Origin of the sequence: Pseudoalteromonas sp. R86517 (assembly GCF_042466295.1) — a bacterium.
In the GTDB taxonomy this organism is placed as follows: domain Bacteria; phylum Pseudomonadota; class Gammaproteobacteria; order Enterobacterales; family Alteromonadaceae; genus Pseudoalteromonas; species Pseudoalteromonas atlantica.
Genome location: NZ_JAXHCB010000001.1, coordinates 894,644 through 912,591, shown reverse-complemented (window position 1 = coordinate 912,591; position 17,948 = coordinate 894,644). Strand labels below are relative to the sequence as shown.

The 17,948-nt window shown below is 42.9% G+C and carries 13 protein-coding genes; 6 read left to right on the top strand and 7 right to left on the bottom strand.

The window, feature by feature from the left end; all coding sequences use genetic code 11:
- Positions 1-66 precede the first annotated feature (66 nt).
- Positions 67-2,040, bottom strand: a complete 1,974-nt coding sequence (locus SJY38_RS03985; RefSeq protein ID WP_024033827.1) for a monovalent cation:proton antiporter-2 (CPA2) family protein — start codon at positions 2,038-2,040, stop codon at positions 67-69.
- A gap of 133 nt (positions 2,041-2,173) precedes the next feature.
- Between SJY38_RS03985 and SJY38_RS03980 the strand changes: the two genes are divergently transcribed.
- The gene (locus tag SJY38_RS03980; RefSeq protein ID WP_024033826.1) at positions 2,174-3,070 is read left to right on the top strand and encodes a GGDEF domain-containing protein; all 897 of its coding nucleotides are present in this window, start codon (positions 2,174-2,176) and stop codon (positions 3,068-3,070) included.
- Positions 3,071-3,137: 67 nt separating this feature from the next.
- Here the strand turns inward: SJY38_RS03980 and SJY38_RS03975 are convergent, their stop codons facing one another.
- The 6 genes from SJY38_RS03975 to lpxB all read right to left on the bottom strand — a co-directional run bounded on the left by SJY38_RS03975 (position 3,138) and on the right by lpxB (position 11,090).
- Positions 3,138-3,476 (bottom strand): hypothetical protein, encoded by a 339-nt coding sequence (locus SJY38_RS03975; protein ID WP_055253102.1) that lies wholly within the window; start codon positions 3,474-3,476, stop codon positions 3,138-3,140.
- Positions 3,477-4,781, bottom strand: a complete 1,305-nt coding sequence (gene tilS / locus SJY38_RS03970) for a tRNA lysidine(34) synthetase TilS (protein ID WP_377109311.1) — start codon at positions 4,779-4,781, stop codon at positions 3,477-3,479. It abuts the gene before it with no gap.
- 91 nt (positions 4,782-4,872) lie between these two features.
- Positions 4,873-5,829, bottom strand: coding sequence for an acetyl-CoA carboxylase carboxyl transferase subunit alpha (accA, locus tag SJY38_RS03965; RefSeq protein ID WP_004586940.1), 957 nt, complete (start codon positions 5,827-5,829; stop codon positions 4,873-4,875).
- Between the two features lie 16 nt (positions 5,830-5,845).
- Positions 5,846-9,337: a DNA polymerase III subunit alpha gene (gene dnaE, locus SJY38_RS03960; RefSeq protein ID WP_121637744.1), complete on the bottom strand. Its 3,492-nt coding sequence runs from the start codon at positions 9,335-9,337 to the stop codon at positions 5,846-5,848.
- A gap of 3 nt (positions 9,338-9,340) precedes the next feature.
- Complete coding sequence (gene rnhB / locus SJY38_RS03955; RefSeq protein ID WP_054983467.1) at positions 9,341-9,943, bottom strand: ribonuclease HII; 603 nt, start codon at positions 9,941-9,943, stop codon at positions 9,341-9,343.
- Positions 9,933-11,090: a lipid-A-disaccharide synthase gene (gene lpxB, locus SJY38_RS03950; protein ID WP_054983468.1), complete on the bottom strand. Its 1,158-nt coding sequence runs from the start codon at positions 11,088-11,090 to the stop codon at positions 9,933-9,935. Before lpxB ends, rnhB begins: the two co-directional genes overlap by 11 nt.
- A gap of 291 nt (positions 11,091-11,381) precedes the next feature.
- On the opposite strand from lpxB, the gene SJY38_RS03945 reads away from it, so the two are divergent.
- From SJY38_RS03945 to cydC, 5 genes are read left to right on the top strand one after another with little or no spacing between them, the layout of a single operon-like run.
- Positions 11,382-12,965 carry a cytochrome ubiquinol oxidase subunit I gene (locus SJY38_RS03945; protein WP_377109310.1) on the top strand — a complete coding sequence of 528 codons (1,584 nt, stop codon included), beginning with the start codon at positions 11,382-11,384 and terminating at the stop codon, positions 12,963-12,965.
- Positions 12,962-14,101, top strand: coding sequence for a cytochrome d ubiquinol oxidase subunit II (gene cydB, locus SJY38_RS03940; protein WP_024033821.1), 1,140 nt, complete (start codon positions 12,962-12,964; stop codon positions 14,099-14,101). The genes SJY38_RS03945 and cydB overlap by 4 nt, the downstream gene beginning before the upstream one ends.
- A 12-nt stretch (positions 14,102-14,113) precedes the next feature.
- Positions 14,114-14,278, top strand: coding sequence for a cytochrome bd-I oxidase subunit CydX (gene cydX, locus SJY38_RS03935; protein ID WP_004586934.1), 165 nt, complete (start codon positions 14,114-14,116; stop codon positions 14,276-14,278).
- Positions 14,268-16,040: a thiol reductant ABC exporter subunit CydD gene (cydD, locus tag SJY38_RS03930; protein WP_377109309.1), complete on the top strand. Its 1,773-nt coding sequence runs from the start codon at positions 14,268-14,270 to the stop codon at positions 16,038-16,040. Before cydX ends, cydD begins: the two co-directional genes overlap by 11 nt.
- Positions 16,033-17,775, top strand: a complete 1,743-nt coding sequence (gene cydC, locus SJY38_RS03925; RefSeq protein WP_377109307.1) for a thiol reductant ABC exporter subunit CydC — start codon at positions 16,033-16,035, stop codon at positions 17,773-17,775. Before cydD ends, cydC begins: the two co-directional genes overlap by 8 nt.
- The last annotated feature ends 173 nt before the right edge of the window (positions 17,776-17,948 follow it).

Genomic DNA, 17,948 nt, shown 5'->3' with positions numbered 1-17,948 from the left:
GATAACTACCTCTGCGTTATTTTAATAACTTGCATCTATGTCAGTAAAAAACATCAAATGCATTTTTTATTCAAGCCCATCGAGTAGGTAATGCTCTACTCGCTCTACCCGCCTAGGCTTACCTTGCAATACCAGTACATCGTTTGCGCACAATGTGGTGCTGGTTGATGGGTCGTCTATTTCTTGCCCCTCTCGGCGCAAAGCTTTTACAGTCACGCGGCGTTTAGATAAGTTAAGCTCATCTATTGTTTTATCCACCGCATAGGCTTGATCTGGCAACGCAACTACGTGTAAGTATTCTAAGCGCTCAGAGGAGGTTTCTTCGTTGTCTTTAAAGTAACCGGCGTAAAAACTTTGCATAAGCGGGTAGCGATTACGGCGCTCTTTACTAACACGGCGTACAATGCGTGTCATCGGTACACCCGACATCGACAACACATGCGAAACCAACATTAAGCTTGCCTCTAACGACTCAGGCACCACCTCAGTAACCCCCAACTCTTTTAAGTTGTTTAATTGGCTGTCGTCGCGGGTTCTTATTAGTATTTTAACGTTGGGTGCAAGCTGCTTTATGGCGTCTATTACCACGTGGGCATGCTCAAGCTCTGTAAAGGTAATTATCACTAACCGTGCTCGCTCTACCCCTGCGCACTTTAAAATATCTTTTTGTTTTACATAGCCAAATATTACTGGCTCACCTGCGGCTTTGCCCTCTTGTACTAAAATAGGGTTACTTTCTATGGCAACGTAATCTATGGCTTCGGGTTTTAAAAATCGCGCTATAGTTTGTCCTACGCGTGAAAAGCCACAAATAACCACGTGATCATTATATAAGGTGCTACTTTTAGGCTCGCTCTCCCTCGCCATACTGGGGTGATCTAAAATACCTAATTGCTTTAAAATTAGTGGGGTTTTATCAATTAAAAACGGGGTTAGCGCCATCGAAAGCACCCCCAAGGCAATTAAAAACGACGCTTGCTCTGAATTGAGCAACTCATGCTGACTTGCCAAAGCAATAAGCACAAACCCAAATTCTCCCATTTGCCACAGCATAACGCCGCAGGCTAACGAGTCTTGATTGCGCTCATGCATTAATCTGGCACTTAATGCCAGCACGGTAATTTTTAATATTAACAAGCCAAATAACGCGCCAATAATCACAAATCCATGCGAAAGCACAAATAAAATATCGAGCTGCATCCCCACAGTTACAAAAAACAGCCCCATTAATATATCGCGAAATGGCCTAATATCAGCCTCGAGTTGATGGCGGTAATGGCTCTCTCCTAGCATCATGCCGGCTAAAAATGCCCCAAGGGCCATTGATAAACCAAACATGTAAGTTAAAAAACCGGCAAATAACGCCACCAAAATTGTGGTAAGTACAAACAGTTCATCGGTTCGTACCTGCGCTATTTCTTTAAATACTTTAGGTAGCACCCATTTACCAATCGCCCACAGTAATAAGCACACAAACGCGCCTTTTGTAAGCGCAAATGCCAGCGCCCAACTAATACTTTGCGAATCGCTTGAGGCAAACAGTGGCAAAATAATAAGTAGGGGCACAACGGCAATATCTTGAAACAGTAATACGCCCACCGCCAGTTGCCCACGGCGCTGGTTTAGTTCGCCAGTTTCTTTTAATAGCTTAACCACCACCGCGGTTGAAGAAAGCGCCATAATTGTGCCAATGGTAAAGCTAGTGAGTAAGCTAAAATTTAAGCAATATAAAATAATAATGAAGAGCAAGCTGGTAACACCAACTTGTAACGAGCCCAGTCCAAACACAATATTGCGCATGGCCATTAGCCGGGATATAGAAAACTCGAGCCCTAAACTAAACAGTAAAAATACGATGCCCAGCTCAGCAATAAACTCTATTTCGTGAGATTGCGCAAGCCAGCCAATGCCATGGCTGCCCGCTAAAACGCCTGTTGCTAAATACGCCAAAATAGGCGGCAAGCCAATGCGCTTAAAAAACCATACAAAAAGCACCGCCGCCACTAACAAGCCAAAAATTTGAGCGTTTATACTTTGCAAATTCGGCCTCCAGCGTCAATTAAACTACGGAATGAACTTTAAATATAGCAACCATATGTTTATCAAGCAATTTTAAAATATGGCATAAAAATAGCTTAGTTATTGCAAAGTAACACCCTGGGGGAAGATTTTAATGGAAAATGTCCATATTTTGACACAACGCGTGTCTGGGCGCGGCGATTTTTTGCCGTTTTCGGCAGAGCAAACACACACAAACGAAACAGCGGCAACGCACGATTTAGTTACCGAGCTACAAACAAGCCTAGTAATAGAAGATGTATTGGCTATTTATGCAAAATTTGCCAAACAGCTACTTAACTTTTCAGGGCTGCAGTTTCAATCAACGCTCGGCACTGCACAAACCTCAGATAGCAACACGAACACTAGCCCGTACTCTTACGATTTAGCTATTGGTCGCGAGCACTTAGGACAACTAATTTACTTTAGCCAATACCCTATTAGTAAAGCGATTGAAAACAAATTACGTGCCTTGCACAGCGCCCTTGTGTACCCACTGCGTAACGCAATGATGTACAGCCGAGTGTTAAAACTTGCCACAAAAGATGCGCTTACCGGGTTAAATAACCGTAGCCAATTTAATGACATGTTATCGCAAAAGCTCGAAAATTGCCGCCGTTACCAGCGTCCTTTTAGTTTAATGCTGCTTGATTTAGATAACTTTAAGCAAGTAAACGACAACTATGGTCATAAAGTAGGTGACGATGTTTTAAAAGAATTTTCGCAGGTACTTTGTAGCAGTATACGCGGCACAGACTCTGTATTTAGATTTGGTGGCGATGAGTTTTCGCTGATTATTGAAGACCCCGAGTTTACAACAAACAAAGTGGTTGCTGAGCGCATTATGCACTTAGTCAGAAACTCAAGTTTAATGTCTAAATACAAAGTAACCACCAGCATTGGCTTTACCCTAGCCAATAGCCAAGATTGCGAAACGGAAATATTTGCTAGAGCCGATAAAGGCTTATATAAGGCAAAAGCCTCTGGGCGCAACTGTGCAAAGGCATATTAGTATTTATATAACTCTATTATTTATAAAAGCTTAGCTTCCCCCGCTAAGCTTTTTTATTACAATTTAATTATTTATTAGCCAGTAATTTATAAACAAACAAGGCTGCACAAAAGCCAAAAAAGAAGCCGCTCACTAAATTAAGCAATGCTGTTATGCTTGCAAGCGGGGTAAATAACACTAAAACCAATGGTAAACTTACGCCTAAAATAAAAAATAACCCGCCTTTACCTAACCAGTAGGCAAGCAGTAATACCGCCGATATCACCCCGCCCACAACGGCATAACCTAACGTAATAATATTAAGCTCTAATAATACATTGGCTATAACAGCAACTAACGCTGTTATTAACATACCCATCGGCGCTTTGCTAACTAGCGATAAGCCAACATGTGGCTGATCTTTCATTTATTTACACTCCCAAAAAATGCCGTTTTCGTCTTGGTGTTTTTCACTTACAAAATAACCAACAACTTGCACAAGCTCATCGTTATAAAATATTAAAGGCACGCGCTCTCTTAACCACGGGGCTACTTTTGCATCTTTAAACCAGTGTTTAAGCGTATTGCTGCCAGGCTTTTTTAACGGCTTTATACGCGCACTATTACAATTAAAGCGCACGGTGACTTGCTCGTTTGGCAGTGGGGCACGTAGGCCTTTACCTTGTTGCTTTATTAATACGCGCCCATCATTAAGCGCAAGCTCATTGCTCGTTAGCGCTTCATCGGCTAATAGCGCGTGTGGTGTAACAAAATACAAATACTCTTGATGGCGTCGTATTTGTCCCTCGCTTAAATCAACTTGCATTTGCGCATCAGCCTGCGCATTTATGGCTTGGTTAATTATTTGCAAAAGTTGCTTTTGTGAGGGCATTACTTGGGTAAATAAGCTAAGCCACGCACGAACCACATTGGTTATGCGCACGTCGCTGTAGGTGGTTAGTTGGCTAACGCTCAGTGCTTGCTGGGCGTTTACGCTTTGTTTTAAATCAAGTTCAGTGTACTCATCAAGTAGCGCTTGTTGTTGCTGTAGTAACTCAATGCTGCGCCCAGCACAGTGCTCAAAACCTTTAAAGCGCTTTGCAAGTAAAGGCACTACACGCGCACGTAAAAAGTTACGATCAAAACGCTCATCGGTATTTGAGTCATCAGTTATGTGCGTAATATTAAACTCTGTGGCAAAGTGCTCTATATCACTGCGCGTTATGTTTAAAAGCGGCCTGTAGCATATTCGCCCGCTTTGTAATTCACGCATTTTTTGCATTGCGCCTAACCCTTTTAAGCCAGAGCCGCGCTTTAACCGCAGTAAAAACGTTTCTATTTGATCGTTTAAATGCTGACCCAGCAAAATAACACTGCCCGCGGGGCTTAGCTCATCAAGTGCTTTGTAACGCGCCTCACGTGCCTGCGCTTCAAGGCTTGTTCGTGTTTGCGGGTTTATTGTTACCTGCGCGGCATTAAACGGTACATTTAGCTCAGCGCACAAGTTTTGGCAAAAGCGCTGCCAGTCATTCGCGTATTGGCTTAAACCATGATTAACATAAATCGCGTTTACGTTTAGCTTTGGTTGCGCTTGTTTTAATAAGTGCATTACATGAAGCAATACCACCGAATCCACGCCACCCGAAAGCGCCACCGTAAAGTTATACTGCTGGTGCTTAAAAAAGTGCTCAAGGGCGTGTTTAACGTGCTGATAAATAGATGATGCTTGCATGGATACGCTATAAATTTAATGTTTGCAGTATTTTAAAACAAAAAAGCCGCATAAGCGGCCTTTTTTAACAATAAATGCGTTGGTTAGCTAATTAGCAGTAACCAAACGACATTAAACGTTTGTAGCGTTGATCAAGCATGTCTTCAAGCGATAGCGCTTGTAAGTCAGCAAGGTCACGTTTTAAACGTGTTTTTAAGTTACGTGCCATTGCATCGTAATTGCGGTGTGCGCCGCCTAAAGGCTCTTCAACTAAGTTATTAATTAAATCAAGCTCTTTAACGCGCTCTGCTGTTACACCCATTGCCTCTGCGGCAAGTGGTGCTTTATCGGCGCTTTTCCATAAAATTGAAGCACAGCCTTCTGGCGAAATTACTGAGTACGTGCTGTATTGCAACATGTTAACTCTGTCGCCAACACCAATGGCTAATGCACCACCAGAGCCGCCTTCGCCAATAACCGTACAAATTGTGGGTACTTTAAGTGCCGCCATTACTTTTAGGTTACGTGCAATTGCCTCAGACTGACCGCGCTCTTCAGCGCCCACACCTGGGTATGCCCCTGGCGTGTCGATAAAGGTCATAATTGGCATTTTAAAACGCTCGGCCATTTCCATTAAACGTAGCGCTTTGCGGTAGCCTTCTGGTTTTGGCATACCAAAGTTACGTTTAATTTTTTCAGCTGTATCACGCCCTTTTTGCTGGCCAATCACCATTACTGGTTCGCCATCTAAACGTGCAACACCACCTAAAATAGCCGGATCGTTAGCAAAAGTACGATCGCCTGCAAACTCGTCAAATTCCGTGAAAATGCGCTCGATATAATCTCGAGTGTAAGGACGCAACGGATGACGCGCTAACTGCGATACTTGCCAAGCGCCTAAATTTGAGAATATTTCCTCTTTTTGCTTAGCGCTTTTTTCTTTTAATTTGCTGACTTCCTCTTCTAACTCAAGGTCTAATTCGCCAGCGCGGCTTATGCTTTGTAATTCTTCAATTTTTGCTTCTAATTCTGCAATCGGAAGCTCAAAATCAAGATAATTGAGGCTCATGCTCTAAACTACCTAATCAGTTAAATTCTAGTTCTACATCTTGTGCCGCCATGAGTGATAACTTATGAATTAAGTCGTCGCTCGGCGTAACACACCATTCGATCCCTAGGGTTAATTGAGCCAACGCATCGGGGCGCTGGTAATAAACCTTGATCGGACACGTTCCCATTTTATAAGGTTCGAGTACTTTTTGTAATTTATCGAAGAAACCTGCCTCGATTTGCACCATGTTCAGCGTCATTTTAATCGCTTTAATGCGTTTTTCACGCGCTTGAGCAATGGTGTTTATTTCTCTGGCGGTCATTGTAATGCCACCGGAGAAGTTATCAAAGCTGACCTGTCCAGATATTACCAAGATATTGTTTACTTGAAGCATTTCTTGGTACATTTCGAACTGCTCAGGAAACAAGCGTACATCAATACGGGCGCTCTTGTCATCTAAAGTTATTAAGCCCCAACGATTTCCTTTTTTATTAATTAAGGTCCGCGCTGAAATAACTAAACCCGCCGCCGTAGAGAGTACATCACGATTTGTTGGCTGTAAATCCACCAGCTTGCCGCTTGTGTAATGTCTAAGTTCACGGCGATACTGATTTATCGGATGCCCTGTTAAATAAAGGCCTAGCGTGTCTTTTTCGCCATCAAGCCATTGGTTATCGGTAAGCGGTGTGGCTTTAATAAAGGCTTGCTCAACTTCATCAGGCTCGGTGGCCAGTAAGCCAAATAAATCGCTTTGCCCAAGTTGCTCAGCTTTGTTGTGCTGATCGGCAGCGCGCATGGCATCTTTTAAACTTGCCAGTAATGTTGCACGCCCTGCTTGGGTTTTCTCTGGCCCGAGTTGATCAAGTGCACCGGCGTAAATTAATTTTTCGGTTACACGTTTATTTAAGCGTTTTAAATCTACACGGGCACAAAAATCAAATAAATCTTTAAATGGGCCGCCTTTTGCGCGCGCTTCTAAAATGGCCTCTACCGGCGCTTCACCTACGCCTTTAATAGCACCAATACCGTAAACAATTTCACCTTGCAGGTTTACCGTAAACTTAAATTCTCCGGCGTTTACATCAGGCGGTAATAAGGTGAGCTTCATGTTTTCACATTCATCCACCAAGATTACTATTTTGTCGGTGTTATCCATATCGGCCGACATTACCGCAGCCATAAACTCTGCCGGATGGTGCGTTTTCATCCACAGCGTTTGGTACGAAACCAGTGCATACGCTGCCGAGTGAGATTTATTAAAACCATAACCTGCGAATTTTTCTACCAGGTCGAAAATTTTAATTGCCAGTTCGCCGTCTATACCATTATTGCGTGCGCCTTCTTCAAAGGTTGAACGCTGCTTGGCCATTTCTTCAGGTTTTTTCTTACCCATTGCACGACGTAGCATGTCGGCGCCACCAAGCGTATAGCCTGCTAGTACCTGGGCAATTTGCATTACTTGTTCTTGGTACAAAATAATGCCGTAAGTAGGCTCAAGTATGGGCTTTAAGCTTTCGTGTTGGTATTGGGCATCTGGGTATGAAATTTCTTCTCGGCCAAGCTTACGGTCGATGAAGTTATCTACCATGCCTGATTGCAGTGGGCCTGGGCGGAACAAGGCTACCAATGCAATCATATCTTCAAAGCAATCGGGCTTTAATCGGCGTACGAGGTCTTTCATGCCGCGCGATTCTAGCTGGAATACCGCGGTTGTTTCGGCGCGCAGTAATAGCTCTATACTTTTTTTATCATCCAGTGGAATGGTGTTTATATCAACGGGCGCTTTGCCTTCGCGCTTCATGCGCACGTTGGTCATATCCACAGCCCACTGCAAAATGGTCAAGGTACGTAAGCCCAAGAAATCGAACTTAACTAGGCCTGCGGTTTCTACGTCGTTTTTATCAAACTGTGTTACCGGAAACTTACCTTCGTCATCGCAATAAAGTGCAGCAAAGTCGGTAATGGTCGTTGGCGATATTACAACACCACCGGCGTGTTTACCGGCATTACGTGTACATCCTTCTAGGATGCGACACATATCGATTAAATCTTTTACCTCTGAGTCGCCATCGTAGGCTTCTTGTAAACGCGGCTCTACCTCAAACGCTTTGGCAAGCGTCATCCCGGGATCCCCTGGGATCAGCTTAGAAATACGATCAACAAAACCATAAGGGTGGCCAAGTACACGGCCTACATCGCGTATAACCGCTTTTGCAGCCATGGTACCAAAGGTAATAATTTGTGATACCGCATCACGGCCATACAATGCCGATACATGGTCAATTACCTCATCACGCCTGTCCATACAAAAATCGACATCGAAATCGGGCATTGATACACGTTCAGGATTTAAGAATCGCTCAAAGAGTAGGTCAAATTCAAGTGGATCAAGGTCGGTAATTTTTAGGGCATATGCCACTAATGAACCCGCACCCGAACCACGCCCCGGCCCCACTGGAATATTGTTATCTTTACTCCACTGAATAAACTCCATTACGATTAAGAAGTAGCCTGGGAAACCCATTTGGTTAATTACACCAAGTTCTACTTTTAAGCGCTCGTCGTATTCGCCTCGTTTTTCTTGTCGCTCTTGTTCATCAGGGAATAAAAACTGCAGGCGCTCTTCAAGGCCATCTTCTGAAACCTTAACTAAAAAGTCTTCAATTTTTAACGAGCCGGTTGGGTAATCAGGCAAAAAGTAAGTGCCTAGTTGCACCGTTACGTTACAGCGTTTGGCTATTTCTACCGTATTTTGCAGCGCTTCAGGAATATCGCTAAATAGCTCTGCCATTTGCTCAGGCGTTTTTAGGTATTGCTCTTGTGAGAACCGTTTAGGCCGGCGTTTGTCATCAAGGGTGTAACCGTCAAAAATAGCCACACGAATTTCGTGCGCTTCAAAGTTTTCGGGCTTTAAAAAAACCACTTCGTTTGTGGCAACAACGGGCAGCTGCTCTTTTGCTGCAAGCTCTACCGCCATATGCAGGTAGTCTTCTTCAAGCGGACGGTCGGTGCGAATAAGCTCTACGTAGTAATGATCGCTAAAATGCTGCTTATAAAAGCTCACTACAGATTCAATAACGCCTGGGTTATTTTTTAATAAGGCTTTACCTAAGTCACCATCTTTTGCGCCTGAGAGAATAATAAGCCCTTCTTTGTGCTTAACTAGCCATTCTCGGTCAATCACCGGGCGATGAAATATATGCCCGCGCTGGTAAGCTTCAGATATTAATAAGGTAATATTTTTATAACCGTCGTTGTTTTTAGCTAGCAACGTAATACGGCTTGGCTCATCTGGAAACTCTGGGCTGCGCAACCAAAAATCGGCTCCCACTATGGGTTTAATACCGGCACTGTGGGTTGCGCCATAAAAACGCACTAAACCACAAAAGTTCATTTGATCGGTAATTGCCAGCGCCGGCATTTCAAGCTCTTGCGCTTTAGCAACAATAGGCTTGGTTTTAGCTAAGCCATCGACCATTGAAAAGTCTGAGTGAACCCGTAAATGTACAAAATCTGGAGCGGCCATTATTTATGCCTCGCCCTTTGCTTGCATTAGCACACGTTGTACCGGCTTAAAGCTTTTACGGTGCTCTTCAATAGCACCGTACTGCTCAAGCGCTGCAAAATGTGCTTTAGTTGGATACCCCTTGTGCCCTGCAAACCCGTATTGCGGGTAGCGTGTATCAAGCTCAAGCATTTCATCATCACGCGCTACTTTGGCTAAAATAGAGGCTGCTGAAATTTCAGCCACTAAACTGTCGCCTTTAACAACTGCTTGAGCCGGCATAGCTAATTTAGGTAAGCGGTTACCATCTACAAATACAAACTCTGGTTGCGTACTTAACCCCTCAACTGCACGTGTCATTGCAAGCATAGTTGCATGCAAAATGTTTAACTCGTCAATTTCTGATGGGCTACAACGACCAATGGCATAACACAGCGCTTTTTGTTTTATTTCTATAGCCAGTGCTTGGCGCTTTTTGTCGGTTAGCTTTTTAGAGTCAGCTAAACCTGCAATAGGATTCGCTGGGTCAAGTATTACCGCAGCGGTAACAACATCGCCAACAAGCGGGCCACGCCCTACTTCATCTACACCGGCAATTAAGGTTACGTTGGGTCGTTCAATTTGCATTTATTAACTCCGCCACAGCATTAGCTGCTTGTTTGCTGGCATTTAATCTAATTTTTTCGTGGATGGCTAAAAAGCGTGCTTTTAGTTCTTTATTATCGGTATTTAGCATAGGCGTAAGTGCGCCCGTTAAATTAGCCACGTTACATTCACTTTGTAAAAACTCCGGCACGAGTTCTTCATCGGCTAATAAGTTAGGCAGTGAAAAATATTTAATGTTAAAGGTAAACAAGGTTTTAAAAATCCAATAGCTCATTGGCTTAATTTTATAACCCACCACCATAGGCTTTTTATACAGCATGCCTTCAAGCGTTGCTGTGCCTGATGCCAGTAAAATGGCATCGGCTGCTTGCATGGCTAGTTTTGACTGACCATCGAGTAGGTTTACATTTAAATTTGGCGCAGTGGCATTTAAAATTTCACTAAATTGCGCTTTGCGTTTTTCGTTAACCAGCGGCACCACTATTTTAAGATCTGGGTTTTGCGCTTGTAACTGCGCAGCTGTATTTATATAGGTTTCGCTGAGCAAGCCTACTTCTGAGCCACGGCTACCTGGCAGTAAGGCCAGTACTTTGTCGTCGGTATTTAGGCCAAGTTCTTGGCGAGCTTGGCTATCGTCGTGCTCAAGCGCTATATCGTCAGCTAAGGTGTGCCCTACAAATGTGCACGGTACTTGGTGCTTATCGTAAAATTCTTTTTCAAACGGCAGCAAAGCAAGCACTAAATTTGTGGCAGCACTAATGGTATGAATGCGTTTTTCGCGCCATGCCCAAACCGACGGGCTTACGTATTGAATGGTTTTAATACCGGCATCTTTTAAAGGCTTTTCTACCCGTAGGTTAAAATCGGGCGCATCAATACCTATAAATACATCGGGTGGGTTATCTTTAAAGTGCTGCACCAGCTGCTTACGTATTTTAAGTAAACGCGGTAAACGCCCTAATACTTCAACCAGCCCCATTACCGAGAGCTCGTCCATATCGTAAAGCGTTTTACAGCCTTGCGCCTGCATTTTTGGCCCTGCAATGCCTTCAAATATGGCATCTGGAAAGTGCGTTTTAAGTGCTTTAATTAAGCCTTCGCCTAAAATATCGCCCGACAGCTCACCTGCCACAATACCAATACGTAGTTGTTTTTTCTCTTTATTCATTCGACTTTATTTATCAGGCGTTCATAGCGGTTAGTTTACCGTGTTTTAATGTTTGGTTAAACGCTTTAAATTAACGATTATTTGTAACTAATTTAGTACCAAACGATTGTTTGTATTTCATACTGATGTAGCATGGTGGATATATATTAACTTTTTCTAATATGTTTATTGACAAAAATTGTGCAAACGTAAATAATATTCCAAACTTTCAGTAATTACTGAAAGTTCATTAATTTTAACTTTGCCAATTATTAATTGCCTTGTTAACCCGTCACCCTCAAGGAGCCAAAAATGATAGATGAAACCTTTGTGGATCTATCGCGATTGCAGTTTGCTGTTACCGCACTCTTCCATTTCTTATTCGTACCTTTAACCATAGGTATGACCTGGATTTTAGTTATTATGGAATCGGTTTATGTTATGACCGGTCGCGAAATTTATCGTGATATGACTAAATTTTGGGGAAAATTGTTTGGTATTAACTTTGCCATTGGGGTGGCAACGGGCCTGACCATGGAGTTTGAGTTTGGTACTAACTGGTCTTATTACTCGCATTACGTAGGCGATGTATTTGGCGCCCCGCTCGCTATTGAAGGCTTAATGGCATTCTTTTTAGAGTCGACCTTTGTGGGTATGTTCTTTTTAGGCTGGGATAGGTTAACTAAACGCCAACATTTGGGCGCTACATTTTTAATGGCGCTAGGTACTAATATGTCGGCGCTGTGGATATTAATAGCTAACGGGTGGATGCAAAACCCAGTAGGGGCAGAGTTTAACTATCAAACCATGCGTATGGAAATGACCAGCTTTGCAGAGCTTGTATTTAACCCTGTGGCGCAGGTTAAGTTTATTCATACGGTATCGGCAGGTTACGTAGCCGCTTCTATGTTTGTACTGGGCATTAGTAGTTGGTACATATTAAAAGGTCGCGATTTAGCCTTTGCTAAGCGCTCGTTCTCGGTGGCATCGGGCTTTGGTTTAGCATCCATACTGTGTGTTATTTTATTAGGTGACGAATCAGGCTACGAAGTAGGCGAAGTTCAAAAAGTAAAACTAGCAACAATAGAAGCTGAGTGGCACACCGAAGAAGCACCCGCTGCGTTTACCGCGCTTGGTTTTCCTGACTCAGATGAGCAGGTAACTCATGCAGCAGTAAAAATACCTTACGCACTGGGTATTATTGCTACCCGCTCTTTAGATGAGCAAGTTATTGGTATTTCTGATTTAGAGAAAAAACACGAGGTACGCATTCGTAACGGCATGATAGCGTACGAATACCTCCAAAAGCTAAGAAATGGCGATGACAGCGAAAAAAACATAGCTAAATTTGATTCTCTTAAAGCCGATTTAGGTTATGGCTTGCTGCTAAAACGCTATACCCCCAATGTAGTAGATGCCACAGAAGAGCACATTCAAATGGCAGTTAAAGACTCGTTCCCTAAAGTGGGGCCTATGTTTTGGTCATTTAGAATAATGGTGGCCTGTGGTGTAGCTATGCTGGCCGTATTTGTATTGGCATTTTATTACAACGCACACCGTATTATTGAGCAAAAACGTTGGCTACTGTGGGCTGCAGTATTAAGTATTCCGCTACCATGGATTGCAATAGAATTTGGTTGGATCGTTGCTGAATATGGTCGCCAGCCTTGGGCTATATCAGAAATATTACCGACCTTTTTAGCCACCTCGTCACTGACGGTAAACGATATTTTAATTAGCTTAACTGGGTTTATTATTTTTTACACTGGCCTTGCCATTGTAGAAGGTTGGTTAATGGTGCGCTTTATTAAACAAGGCCCAAGCTCGTTACATACAGGTAAGTATCACTTTGAGTTACCAAACAAAGCAGATAAAGACGCAGGAGAGCAATTATGATTTTTGATTATGAAACATTAAAAATGCTGTGGTGGTTGCTCATTGGCGTACTGCTAATAGGCTTTGCAATTACCGATGGCATGGATATGGGCGTAGCGATGCTGCTTCGCCTAGTTGGTAAAACAGACTCAGAGCGCCGCACGGTAATCAACACCATTGGCGCCCACTGGGACGGTAACCAAGTATGGTTTATTACCGCAGGCGGCGCTTTATTTGCAGCGTGGCCTATGGTGTATGCCGCTGCATTTTCGGGCTTTTACTTTGCCATGATGCTGGTATTGTTTGCGTTATTTTTTAGACCTTTAGGTTTTGATTACCGCTCAAAAATAGACTCTAAACGCTGGCGTAATAACTGGGATTGGGGCTTGTTTGCAGGCAGCGCCATTCCGGCTTTAGTATTTGGTGTGGCATTTGGTAACTTATTTTTAGGTGTACCATTTAATATTGATAACTTACTGCGTGTAAGTTACCAAGGCTCGTTTTTTGGCTTACTCAACCCATTTGGCCTACTGGCAGGTTTAATTAGTATCACCATGTTAATTGCCCATGCAGGCATGTGGCTACAACTGCGCACAGCAGATGCCGTTGCAGAGCGCTCAGCGCAATATGGCCGCTACGCATTAGTGGTATTTATTGTACTGTTTGCGGCTGCTGGTTTTTGGGTGGCAAACATAAATGGCTACCAAATTGTTTCTATGCCTGATACACAAAGCCATGCAGATCCGTTGGCAAAAGTTGTAAGCACAGCGCAAGGTGCGTGGCTTAATAATTACAGCGAGCGCCCATGGACAATGACCTTCCCTATTTTAGGCTTTGTTATGGCACTCAGTGCTTTACTGTTCTCTAAACTAAACAAGCCAGCGCTTGGGCTTATTTCAACCAGTATTATGTTAATTGGCGTTATTATGACGGCGGGTGTATCGCTGTTCCCATTTATTATGCCATCTGTTAATAACCCAGATATTAGCTTAACTATTTGGGATGCGGTGTCGAGCCACAGAACGCTTAATATTATGTTTGTTGCTGTTGTTATATTTATTCCGTTAATTTTGGCCTACACCACCTGGTGTTACGTAAAAATGTGGCGCAGAGTAACGGTAGACGAAATTGAAAACAACACGCACGGTAGCTACTAAGGAGACTAAATTATGTGGTATTTCGCTTGGATTTTAGGTGTACTTTTAGCCTGTACCTTAGGTGTTATAAATGTAATGTGGTACGAGTTTCATCAAAATAAAAACAGCATAGCTGATGATGAACAACCGATGCACGATTTACTAAACGAAGCTAACAACACAAAAGATGACGACTAATCCCCGACCAAATCGCGCGCAGCAGCAATCTCTGCGCGCTTTTTTAAAACGGCAAAGTAAGCCTGCGGGTGCATGGTTAAAGTTAAGTATTGCACTGGGCACATTTAACGCTATTTTAATGATTGCAGGCGCCTATTTACTGGCACAAACTATTCATAATGTGATGTTTGAAGGCGCAAGCCTTAACCAAGTAACCCATTTACTTTGGCCACTTGCGGGTATTATTTTACTCAGAGCCCTGTTTTTAGCTATCAGTGAAAGGCTCAGTGCTTATGCGGCACTTAAAATAAAGTCGGCTATGCGCCAAACCTTATTAACCAAATTAACGCAACTTGGCCCAAGTTATATTGAACAACACGGCCAAGGAGCCACGCTTAACACCGTGCACGATGGCGTTGAAGCACTGCACGACTACTACGCTAAATACTTGCCTGGCGTTGCTTATAGCGCGCTTATTCCGCTGGCAATATTGGTGGTTATTTTTCCAACCGACTATAAAGCAGGCTTAATATTTTTATTAACCGCTCCGCTTATTCCGTTTTTTATGATTTTGGTGGGCTCAAAGGCCGAGGCGTTAAATCAAAAAAGATGGCAGCAACTGGCCGTACTAGGTAATTACTTTTTTGACCGCGTACAAGGTTTAACACAACTTAAATTGTTTAACGCAACGCAAAAAGAGCTAAAACAAATAGCCAAAATTTCTGATGACTTTAGGCACGCTACACTCGGAGTTTTAAAAATTGCCTTTTTATCATCATTTGCGCTGGAATTTTTAGCCACAATTAGTGTGGCGCTGGTGGCGGTAATCATTGGTTTTAGACTGTTTTTTGGCACGCTTGATTTTGCAACCGGCTTTGTTGTTTTACTACTTGCCCCAGAATTTTACTTACCCCTGCGCCAACTAGGCAGCCACTACCATGCCCGCTTGCAAGGCATAAGCGCTGCGGCCGATATGGTTACTATTTTAAATGCCCCACTTCCTGAGCAATCACAGCAACATGAAACAAAGTTTGAGGAGCATATAAGCTCAATAAACATAAACAACTTAAACTTTACCTACCCAAACAGTAACGAAGGCATAAAAACTATAAACCTTACGCTACCCGCTAAAGGGCTAGTGGCAGTAGTAGGTGCTAGTGGCTCAGGTAAAAGTACTTTATTTGATTGTTTATTAGGGTTTCATCCGCAGGTAATTGAACAAATAAGCATTAATAATAAACCACTTGATGCTACAAGCATGAGTACATTACAAAACGCAATTGCGTGGATCCCCCAAACCCCAACGCTTTTTTATCAAAGCATTAGCGATAACATAAAAATAGCTAAGCCAGCCGCTACGCAACTAGAGCTTGAGCAAGCGGCACACCAAGCGGGCGCCTTAGATTTTATAAACACGTTAGAGAATGGGTTCGACACCCTGATAGGTGAGCAAGGTGAAGGGCTCTCTGGCGGTCAAAAGCAGCGTATAGCCCTTGCACGGGCGTTTTTAAAACAAGCACCTATTTTAGTGCTTGACGAACCGACAGCCCACCTTGATAGCCAAACCGAGCAGCTTATTCAGCAGGCTATAAATAATTACGCTAAAAACCACTTAGTGTTGGTCATTGCCCACCGGCTAAATACAGTCAAAAACGCAAGCAATATCCTTGTTATGCAAAATGGCGAAATAGCACAGCAAGGTACTTACAGCCAACTTGAGCAACAACAAGGCGCATTTAAATCACTCCTTAATTTACAAGCGCAAGGAGCAAACAATGACTAATTTTATTAGGCTATTAAAGCTTTGCCGCCCGCATTATAAAGCCATGCTACTGGGTACTTTTTTAGCGACGTTAACGGTACTTGCAAATGTGGGCTTATTAGCTATATCGGGGTGGTTTTTAGCCTCAATGGCGGCAGCAGGTATCGCAGGCGTACAAATGAACTACTTTACACCCGCAGGGACTATTCGATTTTTAGCGATTGTACGAACTGCATCACGCTATGGTGAGCGCTTAGTAACACATAACGCGACGTTTTTATTGCTTAGTGAAATACGTGTTAATATGTTTGCCACGCTAAGTAAGCTAAACAATGTAGATTTAGCAATGAGCCGCAGCGCCGATTTAGTTAACCGCTTACAAAATGATGTGGATGCGCTTGATAAGTTTTACTTAAACATATTACTACCTATGCTGGTAGCGCTGTTGAGTGTGCCCATAATTATGGTGTTTATGGCGGCTTATAACGCCAATGTTGCGCTTATTTGTTTTATAGGCATTTTATTAATTGGCGTTGTTTTACCTGCGCTGTTGAGTGCTAAATTAAATAAAAATAGCCATAAAGAAACACAGCTCAGTGCACAACTTAGAGCAGAGCTTTCTGACACCCTAACCGGCCTTAGAGAGCTGAGTATTTATCAGGCACGTGCTGGGCAAATTTCAAAATGTAATGAACTAAACGAGCAGTATAATCAACAACTTTATAGTCGCCATAAAGCACTCGCAAATAGCGACGGTTTAAGTTTGCTGGTTGTGCAGCTAGCTATGCTTGGCGCCATAGTCACTATTGTGCCTTTGGTTTACAGCGGCGCTATGGTAAATGTAGAGCTTGCTATGTTAAGCCTATTTGTATTAGCAAGCTTTGAAACTGTATTACTGTTGCCTAATGCATTTATAGAGCTGCCCACTGTACTCAAAGCCGCTGATCGACTATTTACACTGGAAGATAAAGTCACAGCGCAAGAAGCTAATAGCGCTGAGTTAATTGAGATGCAGTTTGATAAAAACAATACAACTTTGGCGCTTAATAACATTGGCTATAAATACCAGGAGCACAGTGCTTTAACTAATATCAGCTTTACCCTTAAAGCACAGCAAAAAGTAGCGATTGTAGGCAGAAGCGGCAGTGGTAAAAGCACCTTGGTTAACTTACTCACCGGTTTATGGCCAGTGCAGCAAGGCAGTATTAGGCTAAGCGATGAAAATAACGCAGAAGAACTCCACGCACTAAGCAGCAACACCCGCGCAAGCGTTATTAATATACTTGCGCAGCAGCATCATATTTTTGATGGCACATTAAGTGAAAACTTACGCTATGCAAAGCCAAGCGCCACAAAAGAAGAAATGCTTGAAGCCATTAACCTTGCACAGCTCAAACCTTGGTTTAATGAGCTACAAGATGGTTTAAAAACCCGTTTAGGCACAGGTGGGAGAAGTGTTTCTCAAGGCCAATCAAGGCGCATAGCCATTGCGCAAGCTTTATTACAAAACCCAGCCATTTTAGTACTTGATGAGCCTACTGAAGGGCTTGATAACCAATCTAAGCAAACGGTAATGAGCGCTATTATGCAGGTAATGAATAACGCAAGCGTACTTACCATTACCCACGACCCTGCTCTTTTAGCGCAAATGGATAACATTATTTGGCTAGAAAATGGCAGCCTTGTAGCGCAAGGCACTCATAAAGAGCTTAGCGAAACATATTCCGATTATGTTGCCTTAACGACTCGGTTTTAAATAACTTGAACTCTGGTTAAGAGATTTACTACCCAACTGAATATTAATGAAACTTAATTCTGTTTTTCTCTAGCTAGAAATTTTAAGTGGAAACAAGGCGAATTTACGCGTCAATAGCTAGCCTATTGCAAGAAAATTCAACGCAGTTAGCGCTAAAAATAGCTGCTTGAGAT

What these genes read in the sequence shown, in the direction of transcription:
- cydB (WP_024033821.1), top strand. Translation starts at nt 12,962, where the DNA reads ATGATTTTTGATTATGAAACATTAAAAATGCTGTGGTGGTTGCTCATT.
- lpxB (WP_054983468.1), bottom strand. Translation starts at nt 11,090, where the DNA reads ATGAATAAAGAGAAAAAACAACTACGTATTGGTATTGTGGCAGGTGAG.
- dnaE (WP_121637744.1), bottom strand. Translation starts at nt 9,337, where the DNA reads ATGGCCGCTCCAGATTTTGTACATTTACGGGTTCACTCAGACTTTTCA.
- SJY38_RS03975 (WP_055253102.1), bottom strand. Translation starts at nt 3,476, where the DNA reads ATGAAAGATCAGCCACATGTTGGCTTATCGCTAGTTAGCAAAGCGCCG.
- cydX (WP_004586934.1), top strand. Translation starts at nt 14,114, where the DNA reads ATGTGGTATTTCGCTTGGATTTTAGGTGTACTTTTAGCCTGTACCTTA.
- SJY38_RS03945 (WP_377109310.1), top strand. Translation starts at nt 11,382, where the DNA reads ATGATAGATGAAACCTTTGTGGATCTATCGCGATTGCAGTTTGCTGTT.
- cydC (WP_377109307.1), top strand. Translation starts at nt 16,033, where the DNA reads ATGACTAATTTTATTAGGCTATTAAAGCTTTGCCGCCCGCATTATAAA.
- tilS (WP_377109311.1), bottom strand. Translation starts at nt 4,781, where the DNA reads ATGCAAGCATCATCTATTTATCAGCACGTTAAACACGCCCTTGAGCAC.
- SJY38_RS03980 (WP_024033826.1), top strand. Translation starts at nt 2,174, where the DNA reads ATGGAAAATGTCCATATTTTGACACAACGCGTGTCTGGGCGCGGCGAT.
- accA (WP_004586940.1), bottom strand. Translation starts at nt 5,829, where the DNA reads ATGAGCCTCAATTATCTTGATTTTGAGCTTCCGATTGCAGAATTAGAA.
- rnhB (WP_054983467.1), bottom strand. Translation starts at nt 9,943, where the DNA reads ATGCAAATTGAACGACCCAACGTAACCTTAATTGCCGGTGTAGATGAA.
- cydD (WP_377109309.1), top strand. Translation starts at nt 14,268, where the DNA reads ATGACGACTAATCCCCGACCAAATCGCGCGCAGCAGCAATCTCTGCGC.